Origin of the sequence: Pseudomonas spirodelae, assembly GCF_034653255.1 — a bacterium.
GTDB lineage: Bacteria > Pseudomonadota > Gammaproteobacteria > Pseudomonadales > Pseudomonadaceae > Aquipseudomonas > Aquipseudomonas spirodelae.
This window is the reverse complement of record NZ_JAYEET010000008.1, coordinates 129,385-153,472: the sequence shown is the minus strand read 5'-3', so window position 1 is coordinate 153,472 and position 24,088 is coordinate 129,385. Positions and strand designations below refer to the sequence as shown.

Sequence of the window (24,088 nt, the reverse complement as noted above, 5' to 3'; positions counted from 1 at the left end):
TGTGCAGCGGTGTAACCCATCACTGCGTTGCGCCCGCTGACGCCCTATTGGGTTACGCAGCGGGTTAAATCGCCTTCGTTGTTGCGCAGGTGTTCGCCGCTAACTTGCGCGGCGTATCGATCACTACAAAGGATGTTCCATGGACCGCTACGGTGTATTTGGTAACCCCATCGGCCATAGCAAATCGCCGCTGATCCATCGCCTGTTTGCTGAGCAGAGCGGTGAGCAGTTGAGCTATGAGGCCTTACTGGCGCCGCTGGAGGATTTCCCCGGCTATGCCCGCGCCTTCTTCGAGCATGGCCTGGGTGCCAATGTCACCGTACCGTTCAAGGAACAGGCGTTTGCCCTGGCCGATCAGCTCAGCGCCCGCGCGCGCCGCGCCGGTGCGGTGAATACCCTAAAGAAGCTGGACGACGGCAGCCTGCTCGGTGATAACACCGACGGCGCTGGCCTGGTACGTGATCTGACGGTGAATGCCGGGGTGCCGCTCAAGGGTAAACGCATCCTCCTGCTCGGCGCGGGCGGTGCGGTGCGCGGGGTGCTGGAGCCGTTGCTGGCCGAGCAACCGGCGGCGCTGGTGATCGCCAACCGCACGGTGGCAAAGGCTGAGCAATTGGCCCGTGAATTCGCCGACCTGGGCCCGGTGGTCGCCAGCGGTTATGACTGGATCGATGCGCCGGTCGACCTGATTATCAACGGCACCTCGGCCAGCCTGGCCGGTGATGTACCGCCGATTGCGCCGAGCCTGATCCAGCCGGGGCATACCCTGTGCTACGACATGATGTACGGCAAGGAGTTGACGGCCTTCAACCGTTGGGCCGCCGAGCAGGGCGCGGCGCACACCCTGGATGGTTTGGGCATGTTGGTCGAGCAGGCGGCTGAGGCCTTTACTCTGTGGCGTGATATACGCCCGGCCAGCGCCCCGGTATTGGCGGAGTTACGCCGTTTGTTGGCCGAGGGTTAAGCGCGTATGCGCCTGAGCGCGGAGCAGTTGGCGCAGATCAGTGCGCTGACGGTGCGTCACTATCAGGACTGCGCCGAAGATTTTCGTGAGGGTACCCGCGGGCATGATGTCAGCCAGAACATCGCCGCCCTGCTCGCGCCTATTCAAGCGACTGCGCCCTTTCAGATTCTCGATTTCGGCTGCGGCCCCGGACGCGATCTGCGCACCTTCAGCGCAATGGGCCACACCGCCGTTGGCCTGGACGGCTGCCCACGGTTTGTCGAAATGGCCCGTGCCGACAGTGGCTGCGAAGCCTGGCAGCAGGACTTTCTCGCCCTCGATCTGCCGCCCGAGCGCTTTGACGGCGTGTTCGCCAATGCCGTGCTGTTCCATATCCCCAGCCAGGAATTGCCCCGGGTGCTGGCGCAGTTGCATGCCACGCTCAAACCGGGCGGCGTGTTGTTCAGCTCCAACCCCCGTGGTGATAATCAGGAAGGCTGGCAGGGTGACCGCTACGCCGCTTATTACGACCTGAACACCTGGCGCGCGTTGTTAACCGCCGCTGGTTTTAGCGAGTTGCAGCATTACTACCGCCCAGCCGGCTTGCCGCGCGAACAGCAGCCTTGGCTAGCCAGTGTTTGGCGCCGAACCGACTAAGCATGGGCAATGCTTGGCTATTCGCCGCCCGACGTTGAAGCCTGACGTTACCGTCTGCTTCAACAAAACGTTTGCGGCGACATCCCAACCCTTCCGGCATTTCCCTTCGCCTGCGTACGTGTGGGCGTGCAGCAAGCACGAATAAATTTCGCCTATCGCTATGTTCTCTTGTATATAACGCGAGTTATTGCGGCATTACTGCGATCACGTCACCCCCAGGAGTCGGCATGAGGTTTGGCATTTTTCACACGCTCTGTCCGCTGTTCGCGGCGCTGGCATTCACCGGTAACGTCCCGGCTGAGCAGGTACAGGTGGCGGTTGCGGCCAACTTCACTTCGCCGCTGCAGGCCATTGCCCGCGAGTTTGAGAGCGATACTGGTAACAGTGTGATCGCCGCTTTTGGGGCCACCGGCCAGCTGTATGCGCAGATCCGCAATGGCGCACCGTTCGAGGTGTTTTTAAGTGCCGATGAACGCACGGCGACCAAGTTGGAGCGTGAAGGCCTGGGGGTCAGCGGCTCGCGGTTTACCTACGCGGTCGGCCGTTTGGTGCTGTGGTCGGCGCAAGCGGGGTATGTGGATGGCAGCGATGCGGTGCTCAAGGCCAGCCCGTTCAGGCACTTGGCAATGGCTAACCCGCAGGCTGCACCTTATGGCCTGGCGGCCAGCCAGGTGCTGGAGGCGCTAGGGTTGAGCGCAACGCTGAAAGACAAACTGGTTGAGGGGCAGAGCATCACTCAAACGCATCAGTTCATTGCCACCGGCAATGCCGAGCTGGGTTTTGTCGCCCTGTCACAGGTGTACAAGGATGGCCAGCTCAGCAGCGGATCGGCCTGGCGGGTGCCTGCGGAGCTGCATACACCCATCAAGCAGGATGCGTTGATCCTTAAAAAAGGCCAACACAACCCTGCCGCGCTGGCCTTTACCGAGTACCTGAAAGGCGAAAAAGCGACCGCGATTATCCAGTCTTACGGCTACCAGCGTTAAAGGAATGTGCTGATGCCTCTGACTGAAGCTGATTTTGCTGCGGTACTGTTGACGCTTGAGCTGGCCGCCCTGACCACGGTCTTGCTGCTGCTGATCGGTACGCCGATGGCCTGGTGGTTAGCGCGTACCGACTCGCGCTGGAAGCAGCCGATTGGCGCCATCGTCGCCCTGCCGCTGGTGCTGCCGCCCACGGTGATCGGTTTCTACCTGCTGGTGAGCATGGGTCCGCATGGCGTTATCGGTCAGCTGACGCAGAGCCTCGGGTTGGGCACCCTGACGTTTACCTTTACCGGGCTGTTGATTGGCTCGGTGTTCTATTCCCTGCCCTTTGTTGTCCAGCCGCTGCAGAACGCCTTTGAGGCAATTGGTCGTGCGCCGCTGGAGGCCGCCGCTACGCTGCGTGCGGGGCCGTGGGATGCGTTTTTTACGGTGGTGCTGCCGTTGGCCAAACCGGGTTTTGTAACCGCCGCTATTCTCGGCTTCGCCCATACCGTTGGTGAGTTCGGTGTGGTGCTGATGATTGGCGGCAATATCCCCGGCAAGACCCAGGTGGCGTCTGTGCAGATCTACAACCACGTGGAAAGCATGAACTACGCCCAGGCCCATTGGCTGGCCGGTGGGATGGTGCTGTTTTCCTTTATCGTGCTGCTGGCCCTGTATTCCGGGCGCAGCAGCCAGCGGGTGTGGCGATGATCTGGCCGTTGCAGCGGCGCAATGCGCCGACGCCGACGCTCGGCGGCGCGGGCGCAATCCAAGCGCGCTTCAAGGTTGAGCATGCTGGCTTCACCCTGGATGTCGACCTCAACTTGCCCGGTCGTGGAGTGAGTGCCTTGTTCGGCCACTCGGGTTCGGGCAAGACCAGTTGCCTGCGTTGTTTTGCCGGGTTGGATCGGCCCAGCGAGGGCTATCTGCAGGTCAATGGCGAGGTGTGGCAAGACAGTGCCCAAGGCCTCTTTGTGCCGGCCCATAAACGCGCGGTGGGTTACGTGTTTCAGGGCGCCAACCTGTTTGCCCATCTGTCGGTGCGGCGCAACCTGGAGTACGGGCTTAAACGTATTCCGGCAGCGCAGCGGCGGATTGCCCTAGAGCAGGCAGTGGCGTTACTGGGTATTGGCCATTTGCTGCAGCGTTTGCCGGGCAAGCTATCCGGCGGCGAGCAGCAGCGTGTCGGCATCGCCCGTGCCCTACTGACCAGCCCGCGGATGCTGTTATTGGATGAGCCACTGGCCGCCCTCGACCTCAAGCGCAAACAGGAAGTGCTGCCTTATCTGGAGCGCCTGCACAGCGAGCTGCAGATGCCCATTATCTACGTCAGTCATGCGCCCGATGAAGTCGCGCGCCTGGCCGATCATCTGGTGTTGCTGGAAGACGGCAAGGTCAGCGCCAGTGGCCCCTTGAAGGAAACCCTGCTGCGCGCCGACCTGCCGTTTATTTTCGAGGACGATGCCGAGGCCGTGGTGGATGCCCAGGTCATGGCTCATGACCCCGCTTACGGGTTGCTCGCGGTGCAGTTGCCCGGCAGCGACATTAGCCTGCAGTTGCCCCATGGGCCGCTGCCGCAGGGTCAGTCGGTGCGGGTCAAGATCAAGGCGCGCGATGTCAGCCTGAGCTTGCAGCAGGCTCAGCACAGCAGTGTGCTCAACCTGCTGCCGGCGCGGGTGGTGGACTGGATCAACGTCGTCGAACAGGCGCATGTGCTGGTGCGTGTGCAGGTCGGGCGCGAGCAACTGATGGCGCGGATCACCCGTTACTCCTTCGACCGCCTGAACATCCAGCGCGAGCAATCACTGTGGGCGCAGGTCAAGTCGGTATCACTGCTGGGCGCCAGTTGACGGGCCGTCAGATTACAGCGCGCGGCGCATCTGGTGGATTGGCGCATCTTTCCGACGAAATCACTCTTTAGGCTGCTTTTCTGCGCTATTCAGTGCAGTACCCTGTGGCGCGCGTTTGTATTAGCTGACTCGACTCAGCGCTGCTCACAACAATAATAAGGAGCACCCCTCGTATGCGTTTTACATCGCTGTCTCGCACGCTATTGCTCGCGGTTATTGGCTTGCTGGCCGCTCTCTCGCCACTGACCGCTGCCCATGCCGTGACTCCGCAAGAACAGGTACAGGTGCAGGCTAGCCGGGTCACCAGCAGCCTGATGCTGTTACGCGGTGAAGGTTTCCAAAAGAAACATCAGGATGCCCTTGAGACCGACCTGCAAGCCCTGGCGGCGGCAGTGCAAAGCCTGCCGCAAAGCAGCAATGCCCTGCGTGGCGCGCATCAGGAACTGGTGGTGCAGATTCGTCGTGGCGTGGCCTTTGGGCCGAACGAAGATGACATGCCCTGGCGCTACCCCGAGGACCTCAGCAAAGCCCTGCTCGGCGTGCTGGAGCACAGCCGCACACTTGCCAGCCCGGGCGACAGTGAATTGTCCGCCAAGCTCGAATACCTCGCGGTGCAGTACCTGAGCCGCGCCTACTTTGGCAATTTCGAAACCGCCCGTGAGCAGCCCGATACCTACCTCGGCCAGGATGAGCGCAAGATCGTGCCCTCAGTGGATGCGCAACTGGCCACTCTAGACGGCAAGGCCGATCCGCAGGTTGGCAAGCTGAAAACCCGCTGGGATTACCTCAAGGCCGCCCTGGTTGACCTCAATAGCCAGAGCAGCGCCCTGCAGAGCGCCTCGGGCCGGCCGTTTGCGCCGATCACCGTGTATCGCCATACGCGTTCACTGACTGACCAGTGGATGGCGCTCTCCAAAGGCTGAACCGTACCGCACGTGCTCAGGAGCTGGCGTGCTTGTCACGGATGCAGGTTGGCCCTGCGCGCTCGACGATGGCCTGCTCAACGTCTTTGCGCAGGCCCAGCAGGAAGGCGGCTTCGGCGGCGACGAACAGTGGGCCGATCACCAGGCCCATCACATCATCGACAAACGCCGGTTTGCGCCCTTCGTAGTAGTGGCCGACAAACTGGATGACCCAGCCAATCACGAACAGGCCAATACCGCTGCTGAGCCAGACTGGCGTCGATTGCAGCGCCACGCCGGCGCCCACCCACAGGCTGAGTGCCAGCAGCAACGCCATCAACAGGCCGAAACGCCGATCTAGGCGCACGTAGAACACACCCGCCGCCAGGGCTACCAACAGCGCGGGGGAAAGCCATAGGCCGAGCAGTTCGAAGCCGGGACGTGAAAGCAGCACGGCCACGGCCAGCACAATCAGGGGAATACCGATAAAGTGGCTGAGAATGTTGCGTTGATCGCGGTGATACGCCGCGTATTGCGCCAGATGGTCGACTAGGGTTTTCATTATTATTTTCCTCACGCAGGACAGGTGCTTAGCATGAACTCGCCTACTCGCACGGCTCTGTCAGCTAGCCGACAAACTGCGAGCCACCGCTCTGTGAGCGCCCGATGAGCGCGGCGGCCTACGCTTATCAGGCGCGTCTGCGTCAGGGCCACTGGTTCAGCGCCTTGCCCATGGAGTTGCAAGAAGCCCTGCTGACGGCCGCCCAGGTGCAGCCGTTAGCCGCGGGTCAGGTGCTGTTTCGTCGTGGCGACAAGCCCTGCGGCCTGTATGCGGTGGTTGCTGGCGGTATGCGCATTGGTGCGGTCAGTGCGACCGGTAAAGAGGCGCTGCTGACCCTGGTCGAAGCGCCTTACTGGTTTGGCGAAATCTCCTTGTTCGATGGCCAGCCGCGCACCCACGACGCCTTTGCCGAAAGTGCCTCAACCCTGCTGTGGGTACCGCAGGCACGCTTGCTCACGTTGCTTGAGCAACAGCCGCAGTACTGGCGCGACTTCGCCCTGCTAATGAGCCAGAAACTGCGCCTGGCATTTATCGCCCTGGAAGAAATGAGCCTGCTGCCCGCCGCCCCCCGTTTGGCCCGGCGCTTACTGCTGATGGCCGAGAATTACGGCGAAGGTGAGCCGCGCCGTGTTCTGCATTTGCCCCAAGAGCAGCTGGCGTTGATGCTGGCGATCTCCCGGCAAACCACCAATCAGATTCTCAAGGAGCTGGAAGGCCAGGGCATTGTGCGCCTGACCTATGGCGAGATCGAAATCCTCGACTGGCCGCGCCTGCGCCAAGCAGCGCAGTGAGGCAAACTGCCGCGACACGCTGCACCGACTGAACCTCTGGTGCACACTGGCGCTCTATTGCCGACCTGTATTGCCACTCGAGCTCAATGACCTGATGCCAACCACCAGCGCTGTTGCCCACCTTGACGTGCCCCCGGTGCTGGCTGGCCCGCTGCTGCGGCGCATGGAGCCAAAGCGCCTGGTGCTGTGGCTGGTCGGTAGTCAGCCACTGACGCTGAGCCTGCAGTTGGCGCATGGCGACGCTGCAGAGCCGCAGCGCTACCCATTGCAAGGCGACAGCTGCCAGGTCATCCAGATCGGCGAGCAGGCATTTATTCACCTGATCGACCTCAAGCTGGATACGCCGCTGCCCTGCGACGTGCAGATCGACTACGACCTGCTGATCGAACAGGCCGGCCAGGCCGACATGGGCATGGCGGAGTGGGCCCCGCACCTGCTGTATGCCGGCGCGCGCCAGGCGAATTTTGTCCTGCGTGCGCAACTTGATCACCTTCTGCATGGCTCCTGCCGCAAGCCGCATCACCCGGCGGCCGATGGCCTGCTCTGCGCCGACCGTTTGCTGGCTGAAGCGCACACCCCCGAACAACGTCCGGCCTTGCTGCTGATGAGCGGTGATCAGATCTATGCCGATGATGTCAGCGGACCGATGCTGCGGGCGATTCATCAGGTGATCGCGCGCCTCGGCCTGTTCGGTGAGCACCTGGAGGGCGCGGTGGTCGATGACAGCGAGGCGCTGTATCAGCACCCGGCCAGCTACTACCAGCGCGGCGAGTTGCTGCCGGCGCTGAAGAGCAACGAAACCCTGCGTGAGCGCTTCTTCGGTGGGGTGGAAAAGCCGGTGTTTACCACCAGCAGCGCCGACAACCACCTGGTCACCTGCGCCGAAGTATTGGCCATGTACCTGCTGGTCTGGTCGCCGCTGCCCTGGACGCTGCTCAAGGCCGAAATGCCTGAATTGAGCGTGGAGAAAGTCGCGCGTTATCAGGCTGAGCGTGAGCATATCGAGGCGTTTCGCGCTGGCCTCGGCGGGGTTGCGCGTGCCCTCGCCCACTTGCCGACCTTGATGATTTTCGATGATCACGACATCACCGATGACTGGAACCTCTCCGCGCAGTGGGAACAGACCGCCTATGGTCATCCGTTTTCCAAACGGATTATCGGCAATGCCTTGATCGCCTACCTGCTGTGCCAGGGCTGGGGTAACAACCCGGATGTGTTCGCCAAACCGCTGCAGATGATCCGCGCGATGACCGAGGGTCGTGATGCCGCCAATCATATGGACAGTCAGCCGCAGGATGGGTTGATCGACACCCTGCTGAGATTTCACCAGTGGCAGTTTGTGCTGCCCAGTACCCCGGCGCTGGTGGTGTTGGATACGCGCACCCGGCGCTGGCGCAGCGAGCGCAACCTCAAGCGGCCGTCTGGCCTGCTGGACTGGGAAGCGCTGTGCGAGTTTCAACAAGAACTGCTCGATCATCCCTCGGCGATTATCGTGTCCCCGGCACCGATGTTTGGCGTCAAGCTGATCGAGGCTATCCAGAAGCTCTTCAGCTGGGCCGGTCATCCGCTGATGGTCGATGCGGAAAACTGGATGGCCCACCGCGGCGCCGCGCAGGTGATGCTGAACATTTTTCGCCACTCGCGCACGCCGGGTAACTACGTAATTCTCTCCGGCGACGTGCACTATTCGTTCGTTTACGAGGTGCTAATCCGCCAGCGCAAACGCGGCCCGCAGCTCTGGCAGATCACCAGCAGCGGGGTGAAAAACGAATTTCCACGGCGCTTGCTCGACTGGTTTGATCGCCTCAATCGCTGGTTATATGCGCCTTGGTCGCCGCTCAACTGGCTGACCAAGCGTCGGCGTATGCAGGTCACACCGCGCATTCCCTCACGCAGCAAGGCCGGCGAGCGCCTTTGGAATGGCACGGGGCTGGGGCAGGTGTTCTTCAACGACAACGGCCAGCCACGCGCGATCTACCAGCTAAATGCCGACGGCTCGCCAGCGGTGGAGTTTGTCGATGAGCGTGATGAGGCCCAGGATCCCTGCGCTGATCCAACGCTCGCAGCTAAGGCCGCTCCTACAGACTCACACCTGTCGTAGGAGCGGCTTTGGCCGCGATTTAGTACAAGCGCATGGCTTAGCGGAATTTTTCCAGCATCTGGTAGTACCACATGCCGGCGGCCAGCATCGGGTTGCCGAACACATCGCCCAGCGGCACCTTGATATGTGAGCAGGCGGCGAAGGTGTCGTAGTGGCCCAGCGTGCCGGTCAGGGCGTTGGCCATGATTTCACCCATGATATGGGTGGTGGCGATGCCATGGCCGGAGTAGCCCTGGCAGTACCAGACGTTGTTCGAGAGCTTGCCCAGCTGCGGGATACGGTTGATCACGATGCCCATGGCGCAGCTCCACTGAAAGTCGATGGCGACGCCCTTGAGCTGCGGGAAGGTCTGCTCGATGCCGGGGCGCAGCTCGGCGGCGATGTCGCGTGAATCGCGCCCGGAATAGTTGCAGCCACCGCCAAACAGCAGGCGGCCGTCGGCGGTCATGCGGTAGTAGTCGAGGACAAAGCGGCAGTCATACACGGCCAGGTCTTGCGGGTTGATTTGCTTCGCCAGCTCACCCAGCGGTGCGGTGGTGACGATGCCGCCCATGGCCGGGAAGATCATGCCCTTGAGCTTCTTCGGCTCCAGCTTGTGGTACACGTCGCCGGCCAGCAGCACCTGCTTGGCATTGATCCGGCCTTGGGCGGTGACCACCGCCGGGTTGTTGCCATGCACAATCTCCAGTACTTCGGAGTGCTCGAAAATCAGCGCGCCCAGGCTTGCCGCCGCCTTGGCTTCGCCGATGCACAGATTCAGCGGGTGCAGGTGCATATTGCGGGTGTTCTTCAGCGCGCCGCTGTAAAGGTCGCTGGCCAGGTGGCTGCGCACGCCGTCGCGGTCGAGCAGGGTCACGTCAGCGCCCATGCCGCGGCGCTGCGCTTCGGCGTAGGTGGCCTGCAGTTCTTGCATATGCACGGGCTTCATCGCCGCATGCAGGTGGCCGTGCTTGAGGTCGCAGTTGATCCCGTACTTTTCCACGCGGTTCTTGATGATGTCGTGGCCGCGCCAGCGCAGGTGCCAGATAAAGTCTTCAACCTCTTCGCCGAGGGTGTTGCGCATCTGCTTGGTCATTGCCGCATCGCCCGACAGGCTGCCGGTGACCTGGCCGCCGTTGCGCCCGGTGGCGCCCCAGCCAATCTTGTTGGACTCGACAATCGCCACTTTCAGGCCGCGTTCGGCCAATTCAACGGCAGACGCTACACCGGTAAAACCGCCGCCGATGATCACCACATCGACACTGACCTCGCCTTGCAGGGTCGGGTAGTCGGTTTCTTCATTGAGGGTGGCGCTGTAATAGGACGGGCAGCGTTCGGCGGCGGGCAGCACGGGTTTGATTGCGGCGTTCATAAGACGATTCCTGGGTACAACATGCGGGTGCTGGAGCAAGCAGGGCTCCGCGTTGGCAACCAGCGGCGCTGGCTACAAGGCAATCAGAGGAATAGCTGTGCAGCATCCGGTGGGCGCGCATGGCGGCAATGCCAGAGCGCCCAGAAGGCCAGGGGTTTTGGCAGCGTGGCATTGCTCTGCCGGGCGGCGCAATGGCACCGTTTAGACAGCTGCGTGGCGCATGCAGAGGGGGCGGAAAACGCGGTGGAAGAACACATGGCCAGCAGGGTCACACAGGGCCAAGCATCGGTTAAATCTGATTTTTCACATGCTTGGTTGCTGTATCGCTAAACATTGGCCGGGCTTGTTTGGCTGATTCAGGCGCCGCGCAGATTGGCCAGTACCCGTTCGGCATTCTCGCTGCAGGGCATGCCTTCGGGTTTATTTTCGATGGTGGCGATGATCGTCAGCAGTTGTGCTTTGTTCTCGAGCAACCGCTGTTGCATGGCCTCGATTTCGACGACCTTGCGCTGCAGGCTGGCGAGCAATTCAGCGTGCCCCAAGCCCTGTGACTCGGTTTGCGGCAGCAGGCGGCGAATCTCTTCCAGGCTGAACCCGGCCTGCTGTGCGCAGCTGATAATCCCCAGGGTGTGCAACGCCTGCTCGGGGTAGCGGCGATAACCGTTGGCCTGGCGCTGCGCGCTGAGCAGCCCGCTGGCTTCGTAGAAGCGAATGCGTGAGGGCGCCAAGCCACTGCGGGTGGCCAGTTCACCAATTTTCATGAGCGTCACTCCGGGCTATTGACCTTAAAGTTGACTTTAACCTTAGGCTCGCTCCACCTGCTACCTCGGAGTACGCCATGACCGCCTTCCAACCCTTACATCTGCCCAACGGCAGCATCCTGGCCAATCGCATCGCCAAAGCGGCGATGGAAGAGAACCTGGCCGACCTGAATCAGGGCCCGTCTGCCGAGTTGTTGCAGTTGTATCGCGCCTGGGCCGAAGGCGGTGCGGGTTTGTTGTTGACCGGCAATGTGATGGTCGACCGTCGCGCCATGACCGGCCCTGGCGGCGTGGTGCTGGAAGACGCCTCGCAGTTGGACAAGTTCCGCGACTGGGCGCGCATTGGCCGCGCCAAGGGGGCGCAGATCTGGATGCAGATCAATCATCCGGGCCGGCAGATGCAGGCTAACCTCGGCCAGCCGACTGTTGCACCTTCGGCCGTGGCGTTGCAGTTGGGCGGTTTATCGAAGATGTTTGCCGTGCCCAAAGCCCTGGATGAGGCGGAGATTGCCGAATTGATTCAGCGTTTTGCGCGCACTGCGCAACTGGCCGAACAGGCCGGCTTCAACGGCGTGCAGATCCACGCGGCGCACGGTTACCTGCTTAGCCAGTTCCTCTCGCCGCTGAGCAACAAACGCACGGACCGCTGGGGTGGCCCGCTGGAGAACCGCGCACGCCTGCTGCTTGAGGTGGTCACGGCGGTGCGCGCGGCGGTGGCGCCGGGTTTCTGCGTGGCGGTCAAGCTCAACTCGGCGGACTTCCAGCGCGGCGGCTTTGCCGCAGCCGATGCCAAGCGTGTGGTGCAGTTGCTTAATGAACAGGCGGTTGATCTGGTCGAGCTGTCCGGTGGCAGCTACGAAGCGCCGGCCATGCAGGGCGATGCCCGCGACGGGCGGACCTTGGCGCGCGAGGCGTATTTCCTCGAATTTGCCGGGGAGATCGCGGCGGTGGCCAGGATGCCGGTGATGGTCACTGGCGGTATTCGCCGCCTGCCGGTGGTCGAGCAGGTGCTGGCCAGCGGTGTGGCCATGGCCGGTATCGGTACGGCGTTGGCCATCGAGCCGGCCTTGCCTAAGCAGTGGCAGGCTGGCCAGCGTGAAGCCCTGGCCGAGTTGCCGCCGATCCGCTGGAAGAACAAGGCGTTTGCCTCGTTGGCGTACATGGCCACGGTGAAGTTTCAGCTGCGCCAGCTTAGCCGCGGTAAGCGCACCCATGCGCAGGTTTCACCGCTGCGCGCCTTATTGCTGGAGCAACTCAAAGCGGCGTGGCGCACCCGTGTGTATAAGCGGTCGATGGCCAGCGAGGGTTAATCGGGCAGGTGCCCGGTTTTTACCCAGATCAGGCAGCCCTGTTCACTGAATGGGGTGTGCTGCGACAGGTGCGGGCTGCGTAGCCAGCTGCCGGCCGGGTAGTCGCCGAATTCATCCTGAAAGGTACCCTCGAGCACCAGAATCTCTTCGCCGCCCCAATGCCGGTGCGCATTGAAATAGGTGCCCGGCGCCCAACGCACCAGCGCCACATGCTCGGTGCCATGCTGATGCAGCGGCAACACCTGCAGACCCGGAACCAAGCCTTGTCGCCACTCGGCGCGGTTGCTGTCGATGACGACGTGCTGATCATCTGCTGGATCAAACTGCATGAGTTTGACGAAGATCGTGCAGCCATCGCGGCTGAACGGCGCATGTTGGCTACCGATCGGATTACGCACATAGGTGCCGGCCGGGTAATCTCCGCGCTCGTCGGAGAACACCCCTTCCAGCACCAGAAACTCCTCACCGCCGGGGTGCTGGTGCGAGCTGAAGTGAGAGCCTGCGGCATAGCGCACGATGGAGGTTGCTCGTGCCAGTTCCTCGCCAATGCGGTCGAGCATGCGCCGCTCGACACCGGGCATGGGCGATGCGACCCAGGGGCTGTCGTCTGGACGCACAAGCGCCCGCTGGCTGAAATCGGCGTTAAGTTGCATGGTTGAAATGACCTCTGGCCGGCGTTCAGCTTTATATATGCGGTACGCCAGCCTGTTTAGCGATTAGTGGCTGTTTAGCAGCGTGATCAGTGCGTCGGCGGTGGCCTCTGAGGACGCCGGGTTTTGCCCGGTAATCAGCAGGCCGTCGACCGCCACATGGCTGTGCCAGTCGTTCTTGCTGGTGTAATGGCCGCCGTTGGCGATCAGCATGTCTTGCACCAGGAAGGGCACCACTTCGGTGAGCTGCACCGCCGCTTCTTCGCTGTTACTGAACCCGGTGACTTTTTTACCGCTGACCAGCGGCTTACCGTTGGCCGCTTTCACATGGCGCAGCACGCCCGGTGCATGACACACCGCCGCCACTGGCTTGTTGAGTGCCTGGAAGCGTTCGATCAGGGCAATTGAGGTGCGGTCTTCGGCCAAATCCCACAGCGGGCCATGGCCGCCTGGGTAGAACACGGCATCGAAATCGTCCGCCTTTACCTGGCTTAACGGCACTGTGTTGGCCAGTGCTTGTTGCGCGGCCGGGTCGGCGTTGAAGCGGTCGGTAGCGGCGGTTTGCGCATCGGCATCAGCGCTTTTCGGGTCAAGGGGTGGCTGACCGCCCTTGGGCGAGGCCAGGGTCAGCTGCGCACCGGCATCCTTGAATACGTAATAAGGCGCAGCAAATTCCTCTAGCCAGAAACCGGTCTTATGGCCCGTATCGCCGAGTTGGTCGTGGGAAGTCAGAACCAGCAGAATCTTCATAACCTGCTCCTTGTAGGTAAATGCCCATTGCGAGCGTGAATGGCGTACAGCATAGGAGCCTTGCTCTGATTCGATAATTCAAAAGTTTTAATGACGAGTATCGAGAGGATGAATACCCCGCTCCGCTCGAATCTCTGTCCGTGCTGCCCGCCGCCACAGGCCTGGCTCTCGGGGTGCGACGGGATAGCGTCGCGCCGATTTAGGCCTCGGGCTTATAACCCAGGCGCAAACCACCCCAATGGCGACCCTGAACCATGATCGGCACCGACAGGTCGTGCATCAGCTCGCCGGTGTCGCGCATATAGGTTTGCAGCAGCAACGGCTTTTGATGGCTGCCGCAGCGGATGCCGGTGCGGTCATTGAACAGGCGTTTGCTGCGGCTCTTCAGGGTGTCTACGGCACGGTCACCGCAGGGCGGATGATTGAAGGCGTTGTTGTGGGTCGGCACATAGCCTTCCGGGGTGCAGGCGATGGCGAATACCAGGCCTTCATGCTGGCTGAGCAGCGGCTCCTGAATGGTCGGCAGCACCTGATCGGCATAGTGGTCGAAGCGGGTGCTGTATTTGGCTGGGAAGCTACCGGCAATCGGTTGGTAGTGGCGGTCGAACAGGTCGCTGACGCTGACCCGGCCAGCCTGGATATCGCTTTCGAACTGCGCGGCAATCTGCGCTGCGGCGTTACGCGCGAGATCAAAAATGCGCTGGTGATAGTCGTCCAGGCCGACTTCGGCGAGTTGCTCGCTGATGCTTTCTGCCTGGCCGACCAGGCGCTCGGCAGCGTTACTGAGTTGGCGGGTTTGCCCTTCGCTGTCGTCGACATCGCCGCGCAATTGGCCGACGGCGACTGACAGTTCGGCCAGGCGTTCGTGGTTATGCCGGGTGCCGCTGTCGATCTGCCCAACCTGGGCTTCGACATCCTCGGCCAGCTCGGCAATCCCCTGCAATTGTTCGCCGGTGTGCTCGACCTGTTGCGCGGCCTGGGTGAGCTGTTCGGCTTGTTGTTGCATGTGGCTAACCACGGCGGCGCTTTGCTGGCGGATATCGCCGACGATCTGCGCGACCTCCTCGGTGGCGCTGCTGGTGCGCCCGGCCAGGTTGCGCACTTCATCGGCGACCACAGCAAAGCCGCGGCCGAGCTCACCGGCGCGGGCCGCTTCGATGGCCGCATTGAGCGCCAGCAGGTTGGTCTGGCTGGCGATGGACTGGATCACCTGGGTGACTTTCTCGATCTGTTCGGTGCGGCTGCTGAGGCCGTCGATCAGCTCGCGGCTGGTCGCCGTCTGCGCGCTCAATTGCTGCATGGCCTCGATGGCTTCACGCAGCGCGTGCTGCCCGCTGGCGCTGTTCTGGCGCACGTTTTGCGCGGCCAGCAGGGTTTGCTCGGCACGCTGAGCGTTGTCCTGCTCGGTGTGGGTAATCGCCTCGGCAGCCTGATTGATCTGCTCGGTAGCGCTCAGCTGCGAGTGCAGCTTGCCGGCCAGTTGCTGCGCCGCATGGGCTACTTCGGCAGCGGCCAGGGCGTTGTGGCAGGTTTGCTGCGACAGGCTCTGGCTAAGGTCGTTGAATGATGGATGCTGCGCATTGGCCTGCGCCAGCGGCTCTTCATGTTGACGCTGCCAGGGCCCGAGCCAGGGCCAGAGTGCCAATAGCAGAAACGACGGAATGCTGACAAACCAGGGCAGCTGGACCTGTTGATAGGCCGCCATTAATCCGGCCAGCCCAATGGCGTGCAGCAGGCAAGCCTTGGGATAGGTAATAAACGCGGAGCGCATGACAAACCTCATTATTCTTATTCTGGCCCAAGTAAGACCAGAAACGGCCTGTGGCGCGCCGCTATGCAGTGGGCGGGCCATGCCTGCTGGAACCTGGGGGCGTGCAGCCGGGTATGCCTGCTTAGGCAATCGGCCGCTGTCGACAATTCTATAGCCCATAGTGGGTGACGCTCCCTGCGGCCAACCTTTACTGAGAGGTTGATTCGAGCAGCCATGGGCGTATTCGGCCATGACACTTTGGTCGCAGGTGCGTTAATCACTTAGCGTTTGGTTAACCCCGTGGGGTAAGGGCGCCGAGCGGTTAAAAACGATGACGCTGGATAAAACCCTTATCAAGAAAATCTTTCCAGCGGCCATACAGTTGCCCGCCGGCGCTGTAGCCGTGCCAGTCCAGCAGGGCACCGCCGTCACCGGTGGCCAGCAGGGCCAGGCTCTGCCGCTGTGGGCGGTAGCGTTTGAGCGGCAAACCGCGCAGCGCCGCACTCAGGTTGGTGGCCAGCACCGGGCCTTGGCGCACTGCATACACCCCGCTCTTGCGTGCACCGGGCAGGCTGGCGCAGTCGCCCACGGCAAAAATAGTCGGGTGGGTGTAGCTCTGCAGGGTGGGTGCAATCAGCACAAAGCCGCGCTCATCGCAGCCCAGGCCGCTGTGCTGTGGCCAGGCAAAGGCCTTGGCGCCGCTGGCCAGCAATAACCGCTGGCCGCGCCAGACCGGCGCATTAGCGCTGAGCAGGCAGTCGTTCTCGATGCGGCTGATTGGGCAATCCTCGCGCACTTCTACGCGGTGTTGGCGCAAGTGGCCGAGTGCGCGCAAACGCAGCCCAGGGGACAAGCCATCGAGCAGATGGCCGGCGCAGAACAGGGACAGGTGCGGCACTTTATCGGCCAAGGCCAGGGCCAACTCGACCCCCGCCGCACCGCCACCGAGTATGGTCATGGGCTGAGGCGTGGCCTGCCACTGCTGCCAACCGGCAATGAATTTATCGAAGGGTTTGACGGCCAGCAGCTGCATGGCCTCGCCCTGCTGCGGCGGTGCGCTGATCTGCGCGCCGACGTTTAACGATAACCAGCTGGCGTCGAGGGTGCGGCCATCATCAAGCTGCACCTGCTGCTGAGCGGCGGACAAGCTTTCCACCGGGCTGATGATCAGCTCAACCTTGGCCGCGCGACACAAGGCTTGCAGCTCTACCTGGCAATCAGCAGCGCTATGCCGGCCGGCCAGCAGCCCCGGCAACATGCCGGAATACCAGGCCACCGGTCCGGCACTCAGCAGGGCGATCCGCCCCGGCGGCCGTTCGACCAAGGCCCAGCGCCGCAATACCCCGAGGTGAGCGTGGCCGGCGCCGATTAATAGCAGGTCATAGTGATGAGTCACGCCAAGCTTCCATAGGTTGCGTGTCTAACAGTGGCTGCATGGTAAAGACTTACCCGCGCTGTTGTCAGGGCAGCTTGCGTATTTGTGGTGCGGCGAAATAACTGGTCACGCTTTCACCGGTGTTGTCGCTGTCGGCAGCGAACACCACACCGAGGATCTTGCGTGGCGCGCTGCCGAAGGCGGCAGTGGCGTCGGCGCGTAGATCGCGGGATTCTGTCAGCCACTCGCCCAGCGCGGCTTCAGGTCCGCGCAGCACGCGCATCTCCACCGTTTCGGTGTAGGCGCTGCGGGCATGGCTACCGGGGGCTTCACGGTTATCCCAGACGTAGCTAAGGGTCGCCGCCGGCAAGTCGGGGTCGAAGAAGGTGCGCGCCAGCCGCAGCTTTTGCCGGGTGACAAAACTCAGCGAGTCCAGTGGGTAATCCAGCAGCACATAGACCCGTGCGGCGTAGTCATCGCCTTCGCGGGTGGCGAAACGGGCCTGATCCAGATGCTGTTCGGTGCGCCACTGCCAGCTCAGCTGCCAGGGCTGATCGCCAGGTAGATCGAGCGGATGTAACAGCCCGCCGGCAGCCGCATCGGCGTTGATGCGTAAGACAGATTGGCCGTCCAGCTCGACCAGCGTGCGCTGCGATGGCTTGAGTTTGGGAATGTCTGCCAGCTTCCACGGCGTCGACCATGCAGCTGCCGGCGGGCCTGCTGTCCAGGGCGTCAGCAGGTTCTCCGCCTGGGTCAGCGGTGCGGCGAGGATGAGCCCCAGCACTAACGTGCGCATCAGCTGCGCCGCCAGGTGTGGAAGTGCTCGACCAACCGCAGCAGCCCTTGCGGGGCATGGGCGCGTTTCCATTCGCCGGCGGCGTACTTGTTCGCCTCGCTCATGGTCGGGTAGCTGTGGATGGTGCCGAGAATTTTGTTCAGGCCCAGGTTGTACTTCATCGCCAGCACGTACTCGGTGAGCAGTTCACCGGCGTGTTCGCCAACGATAGTGACGCCGAGAATGCGGTCTTTGCCGGGCGTGGTCAGCACCTGCACATAGCCATGGGCGGCCTCATCGGCGATGGCGCGGTCGAGGTCGTCGATGCCGTAGCGGGTCACTTCATAGGCGACGTTTTGCGCTTGTGCTTCCGCTTCACTGAGGCCAACGCGGGCTACTTCCGGGTCAGTGAAGGTGCAGTGTGGAATCACCCGGTAATCCGCCTTGAAGCGTTTAAAACCGGCAAACAGCGCGTTGACCGCCGCGTACCAGGCTTGGTGGGCCGCCACGTGGGTGAACTGATACGGCCCGGTGACATCGCCCACCGCAAATATATTGGGGAAGCGCGTGGCCAGGTATTCGTCAGTCTCCAACGTGCCATTGTCGCGCAGCGTCAGGCCTAGCTCCTCAGCCCCGTAGCCGCTGACATTAGCTTTACGGCCGAGGGCCAGCAGCAGGCAGTCGAAGGCGATGGTCACCGGTTCGCCGGTGTCCAGGTTGCGGGCGATCATGCGGGTTTCGCCGTCGACCACTTCAAAGCGCTCGGCCTGATGACCCAGGCGCAGGTCGACGCCATCAGCACGCAGGCTGGCCATTACCGCTTCGCTGGCGTTGGCGTCTTCACGGGGCAGCAGGCGGCCGCCGCGTTCCACTTGAATCACTTGGCTGCCAAGGCGCTGGAAGGCCTGCGAGAGTTCGCAACCAATCGGCCCGCCGCCCAGCACCAGCAGCCAGCGCGGTTGCTGGCGCAGGGTCCAGATTGTATCGGAGGTGTAAGCCTGTATCTGCTCAAGGCCAGGAATATCGGGCACGAACGGCCGCGCGCCGGCGGCGATGATCAGGTTGCGGCTGCTCAGGGTTTGGCCATTGACCTCAACCGTCCAGGGCGAAAGGATCTTCGCTTCACCCTCAATCACCTCGACGCCCAGGCCGGTGTAGCGCTCCACCGAGTCATGCGGCTCGATGTCGGCAATCACCCGCTGGATGCGCTGCATCACTGCCGGGAAATCCACCTGGCCCTGCACGCCGGTAAAGCCCAGGGCTTCACCCTTCTTCAGTTCGTTGGCCAGCTTGGCCGAGCGCAGCAGCGCCTTGGAGGGCACGCAGCCGGTGTTGAGGCAGTCGCCGCCCATTTGGTGTTTTTCGATCAAGCTGACCTTGGCCTTCACGGCTGCGGCGATATAGGCGCTGACCAGCCCGCCGGCACCAGCGCCGATCACGACTAGGTTACGGTCGAAGGTCTTGGGTTTGTGCCAGCCGGCATACACCCGCCGCGCCTGGATCAGCCCGAGCAACTTGCGCGCGATCAGCGGGAACACCCCGAGCAGCACAAAGGCGCCGAGCAGGCCCGGTGAAAGAATGCCGGACAACGATTCCAGCTGGCCCAGCTCACGGCCGGCGTTCACATACACCAGAGTGCCGGGCAGCATGCCGAGCTGGCTGACCCACCAGTAGGTGCGCAGCGGCAGACGGGTCAGGCCCATGGCCAGGTTGATCAGGAAGAACGGAAACAGCGGCACCAGGCGCAGGGCGAACAGGTAGAACGCCCCTTCCCGCTCGACCCCGTTATTGATGCTCGCCAGGCGCTGGCCGAAGCGGCCTTGCACCCAGTCACGCAGCAGAAAGCGGCTGCTGAGCATGGCCAGGCTGGCGCCCAATGTGGAAGCAAAGGAAATCAGCACAAAGCCTTCGATCAACCCGAACAGTGCGCCGCCGAGCAGGGTCATCAGCGCCGCGCCGGGTAAGGAAAGCGCCGTGACCGCGACATAGGCGAGAAAGAACAGCCCCGCCGCCAGCCAGGGCTGCTCGGCGACCTGGGCGTTGAGTGCCACTTGCTGCGCTTTCAGCGCCTCGAGGTTGAGGTACTGGCCAATGTCGAAGACAAAGAAGCTGCCGAGCAAGGCGAGGATCAAGCCCATCAGGGCGATTTTGCGGCTATTCATCAGTCAGCGCCTCCAAGGCGCAGAGGCTTTGGCACAGGCTAAAGCCGGCCAGCAGGGCCTGTGACGGTTGATCCGCCACAGTGCCAAGAATACGTGAGCGATAGGACTGCGCCGCCGGGCTGTGGGCGGGCCACTGGCGGTCGAAGTCGGCGAGAAATTCATGATGGTCGTAGTTCAGCGGCAGGGCCTCGACAAACAATCCGTCGCGTTGGCAGCGATAAAGCGCCGCCGGGTGCGCGGTGGTGGCGATACGGCTGAGCAGGCCATAGCGACCGCCGGCGAAGTTGGGCAGGCCGGCCGCGCCGTTATTGACCAACGCGCCATGCTTAAGGTTCAGCGCGACGGCGGCGCAGCTATGGCTGGTGGCCAATACGCGAATGTTCTGTGCGTGAAGCCAGGCATCAAGCTGCTGTTGGCGGGCCGGTTCACTCAGCGCTTCACGCGAGCAGCTCCAGCCGGCCAGCGACTGCTCATCGCCATGGCTGATGGCGATGCGTTGCCCGCCGACGCTCACCAGCGCTGTACTCGGGCGCGCAGCCAAGCGCTCGGCCATACCGGGCAAGCTTTGCACGATGCTATTCAGCACCTGCTGAATAGCATTGGAGCGTTCGACTACTTGGTCGTCCACGTTCATCGGGTAGGCGCAGCCGCAGCCGGCACCGCTGTCGTCGGCGCGGCCCAGCTCGGTTTCGACATTACCGCGCAGGGCCAGGTGCGCGCTTAACCCTTCTTCAATCTGCTGGAAAATTTGCGGGTCGCGGTCAAACCAATGGGCATCGCCGTTGAACACCACCTGCGCATTAGGCTCGGCCGCCAGGCGCCGTTGCAGCGCGGCCAGGGCCTGACGGTTGCCATACAGGCCGCCGACGACATACAGCACTTGGCAGTCGAACAGCGGCTCGCCGCTAAAGGCCTCTGGCGCCAGGCGGTAATCCAGCGGGCAATCGCGGCCAGCGCGCATCAGGCTGCGCCTCGTTGACCGGCGCGCAGCCAGCCGGGAACCAGGTAGCCCAGCACACACAGGCCCAGGCCATACAGGTTAGTGCCGAGCAGCAGGGCGTATTTGCCGTCGCCAATGGCCCAGCTTGGTGGGATCCAGCCCAGCGTCAGGGCGACGCCCAAGCCCAGACCGGTCCAGAAACTCAGGTGAAAGCCCATACGGGTTGGCGTGGTCAGGCCATGCAGGATAAATACCGGCGCCAGGCCGATGACCATGGTGCCGCTGATGGTGGTGGCTTTGAGAATGTCGGTGCCGGCGATCATCGGCAGGTTGCCGAGCAAGGCGAAGACCACCATGACGGCCATGCCGACGCCAATGGCCTTCTGCCCCAGGTCGCGCCCTGCCAACTTGGGCAGCTCGCGCCCTGCCAACTTGGCCAGGCTGGAGAAGGTTGAGTCCAGGGTTGAGCCCGCGGCAGAGACCATCACCACGGTCATCACCATCAACGCGCCGATGCCCATAGTCTTGGCCAGGGCAGCGGGCACGTTGTCTGAGGCCGCTAAACCAGTGAGCTGCGCATGGACGCCGATCAGGCTGAACGCGAGGATGGCGATAAAGCCCAGTACGCCGGCAATCACGAATGAGCGGCGCATGGTTTTCTCTTCGCTGATAAAGCCGCGATCAGTCAGCACCGGGTCATGGAAGCCATAGCTGAAGGCCTGCAGACCGGCGACCAGCAGCAGATCGACGCCGGCATTCAGTGCCCAGTGGCTGGTGCTGGCCAGCTCGCTGGGGGAATGCTGCGGGAGTACTAGGCCGAGTACCCAGACCAGCGCGACGATAAAGATCGCCGCCTGCGCCGCATCGGTAAGGATCGAGCTACGCAGGCCGCCGCGCAGGCTATAGGCCAGCGTCACGGCGGTAAACAGCAAGGCCGCGCCGATAAACTCAAGGCTGCCGGCGTCGCCGTAATAACCACCAACCACGGCGGTGTTGCTCCACACCTCGTTAAACAGGCGGATCAGGATGGCGGCAGAAAACGCCAGCGCCGCGCCACGGCCATAATGGCTGCTGAGAAAACTCACCAGCCCCGTGGCCGCATAACGCCGGCGCAGGCGGTAGATGACGAAGCCGGTCAGCGGAATCGACAGCCAATACATGGCGTAGGCCAGGCCGCCGATCAGGCCGTAACTGGCTCCCAGATTGGCGGCGTTGGTCACCGACTTGGCGAAGATCCAGCTGATAAAAATGCTTGAGGTCAGCAACCAAGGCGCAGCACTGCGGCCTTGATTGTCTTCACCGTTGAAGAAGCCACCGAGGGTCACTGCGCGCGGCGACAGCGCCACCATCAGCGCGCCATACACCAGCAGAAACCCCCAGAAAAACAGCCCGACCGTGCTGCTCATAGGTTCACTCCAAGCTTATTCATTTAATGCGCCGCCACAGCTGGAGCCCTGTCCAGCGGTGCAGGCGTAGCAGTGGTCGCGGGTAACAATCGGGTTGCCATCGAGTGTGGCGCCGAGCAGGTCACGCAAATGCGCGCGCTGGCGGCCAATCAACTGGCCTTGCAAGGGCAGTGGCAGATCGAGCATCTGGTTGAAATCGCAGTCGTACAGATAACCCTGCCAGTCGACGCTGACCAGCGAGCGGCACATCAGTGCGTCGAGGTTTTCCGGGCGATAACTGTCGCGCAGCAATTGCATGTAGGTGTTGAACTGGCCCTTGCTGACCAAGGTGCTGCCAAAGCGCGCAATCGGCTGGTTGGTAATGGTCAGCAGGTGGTTGAAGACGATTCCGAAATCTTCCGCCAGGTGCTGCTTATAGTCGGCCTCAAGGCCTTGCTGAGGCGGCGGCAAGCTTGGCCCTTGCGGGTTGTACACCAGATTCAGAATCAGGCCGCTGCCGGGTTGGCCATAGCCGAGGGCGTTGAGCTGTTGCAGGCCTTTGATACTGGCCTCGAATACGCCATCGCCGCGCTGTTTATCGACGTTATCCCGTGAGTAGCATGGCAACGAGGCGCTGACCTCCACGCCTTGCTCGGCAAGGAACTGGGCCAGGTCTTCATAGCCGGGCTCACTGAGGATGGTCAGGTTGCAGCGGTCGATCACCCGCAGGCCTTCACGGCGCGCATGTACAACAATTTCACGAAAACGTGGGTGCATTTCCGGTGCGCCGCCGGTGAGGTCCAAGGTTTGCACCGGGTGCGCATCGATTACTTGATGCAATAACGCCAGGCTTTCGTCTGTCATTTCCTCGGTGCGCGTTGGCCCGGCATTCACGTGGCAATGCAGGCAGCGCTGGTTGCAGCGGTAGGTCAGGTTGATCTGCAGCGCTTCCAGTGGCCCCCGGCGGATTGCCGGAAAAGCCAGTTGGTCGAGCAAGGGCAGCATGGCGTGCACAGTTGGCTCCTTTATGAGGGGCGCGCCGGGTGGGCGCAGCGGGCTGAATAGGCTCAGCCGTGATGTCGCCACTATAGAGAGTGCACGCGGGGTTTTGTTACACAGCTGGATAGAAGAATGCCGTGCAATTAGTTGTACGGATCTTATACAAATAAGGCAGTATCGGCTAACAGTCGTTAGCCTGGGGATTACCGATGTTGCGTTTGAGTCTGTTTTTTCTCGCGGGCTTTCTGGCCGTGCCGTTTTTTCACCAGCCTGTGCTGGGCTTGCTGCATGCACTGGCAGTGGTGCCGTTTGCACCGTTCAACCTGAGCCCCACTGCGCCATTGGGGGTGCCCGCGTTACTTTCGGCGTCCTTCTGGGGTGGGCTCTGGGCGGTGGTGATGCTGCTGGTGCTGCGTTGGCAGGCAGGCACCCCACAACCTTGGCTCAAGGCCCTGCTGTTCGGCGGTATAGCCCTGACCACCGTCGCTTTGCTGGTGGTGTTTCCACTCAAGGGGATGGGCTTTGATCCGGTGAAGCTGCCGGGGCGTTTTCTGATCGGCTTTCTGGTTAACGCCGCCTGGGGTGTCGGCACGTTGATTTTTGCTCGAACCCTGTTGCCACGTTAATTCAATAAAGGAGATCACCATGCTTGTCCGCCTCACCTATGCCAGCCGAGCCAGTCACAGCGTGTCTGCTGAGCTGATTCGCGAAATTCTCGACAGTTCGCAGCGTAACAACCCGCGTAAAGGCCTGACCGGGATTCTCTGCTGCAACGCCGATATCTTTCTGCAGGCACTGGAAGGCCCGCGGACCGAGGTTAATGCCTTGTACAACCGCCTGGCCGATGACACCCGGCACAAGGAGTTGACCATCCTCGACTACGCCGAAATCAGCATGCGCCGTTACAGCAACTGGAGCATGGGTTGGGCCGGGGCCAAGCAGACCAACCGCGAGCTGTTTCTCAAGTATTCGGCCAGCGACCGCTTTGATCCGTTCAACATGAGCGCCGAGCAAATTACCGGTCTGCTACTGGAGCTGAGTGAGACCGTCAGCACGCTTAAATCGCCTGTTCTCAGTTAGAACCTCAGTGGCTCAGCCCACTGGCC

At 62.3% G+C, this 24,088-nt stretch carries 23 protein-coding genes; 11 read left to right on the top strand and 12 right to left on the bottom strand.

The window, feature by feature from the left end; genetic code table 11:
• Positions 1–139: 139 nt before the first annotated feature.
• From aroE to SOP97_RS03475, 6 genes are all read left to right on the top strand, one after another.
• A complete protein-coding gene (gene aroE, locus SOP97_RS03500; RefSeq protein WP_322948217.1) occupies positions 140–964 on the top strand; it encodes a shikimate dehydrogenase in 825 nt (274 codons plus the stop codon).
• A gap of 6 nt (positions 965–970) precedes the next feature.
• Entirely contained in the window at positions 971–1,600 is a 630-nt protein-coding gene (locus SOP97_RS03495) for a class I SAM-dependent methyltransferase (protein WP_322948216.1), read from the top strand.
• 227 nt (positions 1,601–1,827) lie between these two features.
• Positions 1,828–2,586: a molybdate ABC transporter substrate-binding protein gene (gene modA, locus SOP97_RS03490; RefSeq protein WP_322948215.1), complete on the top strand. Its 759-nt coding sequence runs from the start codon at positions 1,828–1,830 to the stop codon at positions 2,584–2,586.
• 12 nt (positions 2,587–2,598) lie between these two features.
• The gene (gene modB / locus SOP97_RS03485) at positions 2,599–3,279 is read left to right on the top strand and encodes a molybdate ABC transporter permease subunit (protein WP_411912017.1); all 681 of its coding nucleotides are present in this window, start codon (positions 2,599–2,601) and stop codon (positions 3,277–3,279) included.
• Positions 3,276–4,418 (top strand): molybdenum ABC transporter ATP-binding protein, encoded by a 1,143-nt coding sequence (gene modC / locus SOP97_RS03480; protein WP_322948213.1) that lies wholly within the window; start codon positions 3,276–3,278, stop codon positions 4,416–4,418. The genes modB and modC overlap by 4 nt, the downstream gene beginning before the upstream one ends.
• A gap of 173 nt (positions 4,419–4,591) precedes the next feature.
• Positions 4,592–5,341: a hypothetical protein gene (locus SOP97_RS03475; RefSeq protein WP_274088993.1), complete on the top strand. Its 750-nt coding sequence runs from the start codon at positions 4,592–4,594 to the stop codon at positions 5,339–5,341.
• Between the two features lie 16 nt (positions 5,342–5,357).
• Here SOP97_RS03475 and SOP97_RS03470 read toward each other — a convergent pair whose 3' ends face one another.
• Positions 5,358–5,882 (bottom strand): Mpo1 family 2-hydroxy fatty acid dioxygenase, encoded by a 525-nt coding sequence (locus SOP97_RS03470; protein ID WP_274088992.1) that lies wholly within the window; start codon positions 5,880–5,882, stop codon positions 5,358–5,360.
• A gap of 104 nt (positions 5,883–5,986) precedes the next feature.
• Here SOP97_RS03470 and SOP97_RS03465 point away from each other — a divergent pair, with 104 nt between their 5' ends.
• Entirely contained in the window at positions 5,987–6,673 is a 687-nt protein-coding gene (locus tag SOP97_RS03465) for a Crp/Fnr family transcriptional regulator (RefSeq protein ID WP_274088991.1), read from the top strand.
• 94 nt (positions 6,674–6,767) lie between these two features.
• The gene (locus SOP97_RS03460) at positions 6,768–8,774 is read left to right on the top strand and encodes an alkaline phosphatase D family protein (RefSeq protein WP_274089018.1); all 2,007 of its coding nucleotides are present in this window, start codon (positions 6,768–6,770) and stop codon (positions 8,772–8,774) included.
• 37 nt (positions 8,775–8,811) lie between these two features.
• On the opposite strand, the gene SOP97_RS03455 is transcribed toward SOP97_RS03460, so the two are convergent.
• Both SOP97_RS03455 and SOP97_RS03450 read right to left on the bottom strand, forming a co-directional pair.
• Positions 8,812–10,125: an NAD(P)/FAD-dependent oxidoreductase gene (locus tag SOP97_RS03455; RefSeq protein ID WP_274088990.1), complete on the bottom strand. Its 1,314-nt coding sequence runs from the start codon at positions 10,123–10,125 to the stop codon at positions 8,812–8,814.
• Between the two features lie 356 nt (positions 10,126–10,481).
• A complete protein-coding gene (locus SOP97_RS03450) occupies positions 10,482–10,886 on the bottom strand; it encodes a MerR family transcriptional regulator (protein WP_274088989.1) in 405 nt (134 codons plus the stop codon).
• Positions 10,887–10,963: 77 nt separating this feature from the next.
• On the opposite strand from SOP97_RS03450, the gene SOP97_RS03445 reads away from it, so the two are divergent.
• Positions 10,964–12,196: an NADH:flavin oxidoreductase/NADH oxidase family protein gene (locus tag SOP97_RS03445; protein ID WP_274088988.1), complete on the top strand. Its 1,233-nt coding sequence runs from the start codon at positions 10,964–10,966 to the stop codon at positions 12,194–12,196.
• Here SOP97_RS03445 and SOP97_RS03440 read toward each other — a convergent pair.
• The 9 genes from SOP97_RS03440 to arsS all read right to left on the bottom strand — a co-directional run bounded on the left by SOP97_RS03440 (position 12,193) and on the right by arsS (position 22,988).
• The gene (locus SOP97_RS03440; protein WP_274088987.1) at positions 12,193–12,849 is read right to left on the bottom strand and encodes a cupin domain-containing protein; all 657 of its coding nucleotides are present in this window, start codon (positions 12,847–12,849) and stop codon (positions 12,193–12,195) included. The genes SOP97_RS03445 and SOP97_RS03440 overlap by 4 nt on opposite strands.
• Before the next feature lie 63 nt (positions 12,850–12,912).
• Complete coding sequence (locus tag SOP97_RS03435; protein ID WP_274088986.1) at positions 12,913–13,596, bottom strand: type 1 glutamine amidotransferase domain-containing protein; 684 nt, start codon at positions 13,594–13,596, stop codon at positions 12,913–12,915.
• Positions 13,597–13,795: 199 nt separating this feature from the next.
• The gene (locus SOP97_RS03430) at positions 13,796–15,301 is read right to left on the bottom strand and encodes a methyl-accepting chemotaxis protein (protein WP_411912019.1); all 1,506 of its coding nucleotides are present in this window, start codon (positions 15,299–15,301) and stop codon (positions 13,796–13,798) included.
• Between the two features lie 367 nt (positions 15,302–15,668).
• Positions 15,669–16,742, bottom strand: a complete 1,074-nt coding sequence (locus SOP97_RS03425) for an FAD-dependent oxidoreductase (protein WP_322948211.1) — start codon at positions 16,740–16,742, stop codon at positions 15,669–15,671.
• Between the two features lie 64 nt (positions 16,743–16,806).
• Complete coding sequence (locus SOP97_RS03420; RefSeq protein ID WP_322948210.1) at positions 16,807–17,517, bottom strand: DUF3047 domain-containing protein; 711 nt, start codon at positions 17,515–17,517, stop codon at positions 16,807–16,809.
• Positions 17,517–19,658, bottom strand: coding sequence for an FAD-dependent oxidoreductase (locus SOP97_RS03415; RefSeq protein WP_322948209.1), 2,142 nt, complete (start codon positions 19,656–19,658; stop codon positions 17,517–17,519). Before SOP97_RS03415 ends, SOP97_RS03420 begins: the two co-directional genes overlap by 1 nt.
• A complete protein-coding gene (locus tag SOP97_RS03410) occupies positions 19,651–20,619 on the bottom strand; it encodes a metallophosphoesterase family protein (protein WP_322948208.1) in 969 nt (322 codons plus the stop codon). The genes SOP97_RS03415 and SOP97_RS03410 overlap by 8 nt, the downstream gene beginning before the upstream one ends.
• The gene (locus tag SOP97_RS03405) at positions 20,619–22,004 is read right to left on the bottom strand and encodes a sodium:solute symporter (protein WP_322948207.1); all 1,386 of its coding nucleotides are present in this window, start codon (positions 22,002–22,004) and stop codon (positions 20,619–20,621) included. Before SOP97_RS03405 ends, SOP97_RS03410 begins: the two co-directional genes overlap by 1 nt.
• Positions 22,005–22,019: 15 nt before the next feature.
• On the bottom strand, positions 22,020–22,988 hold the full coding sequence (gene arsS / locus SOP97_RS03400; protein WP_322948224.1) for an arsenosugar biosynthesis radical SAM (seleno)protein ArsS: 969 nt from the start codon (positions 22,986–22,988) through the stop codon (positions 22,020–22,022).
• Positions 22,989–23,191: 203 nt separating this feature from the next.
• Between arsS and SOP97_RS03395 the strand changes: the two genes are divergently transcribed.
• Positions 23,192–23,608: a hypothetical protein gene (locus SOP97_RS03395; RefSeq protein WP_274088979.1), complete on the top strand. Its 417-nt coding sequence runs from the start codon at positions 23,192–23,194 to the stop codon at positions 23,606–23,608.
• A gap of 19 nt (positions 23,609–23,627) precedes the next feature.
• Entirely contained in the window at positions 23,628–24,062 is a 435-nt protein-coding gene (locus SOP97_RS03390; protein WP_322948206.1) for a BLUF domain-containing protein, read from the top strand.
• Positions 24,063–24,088 lie beyond the last annotated feature (26 nt).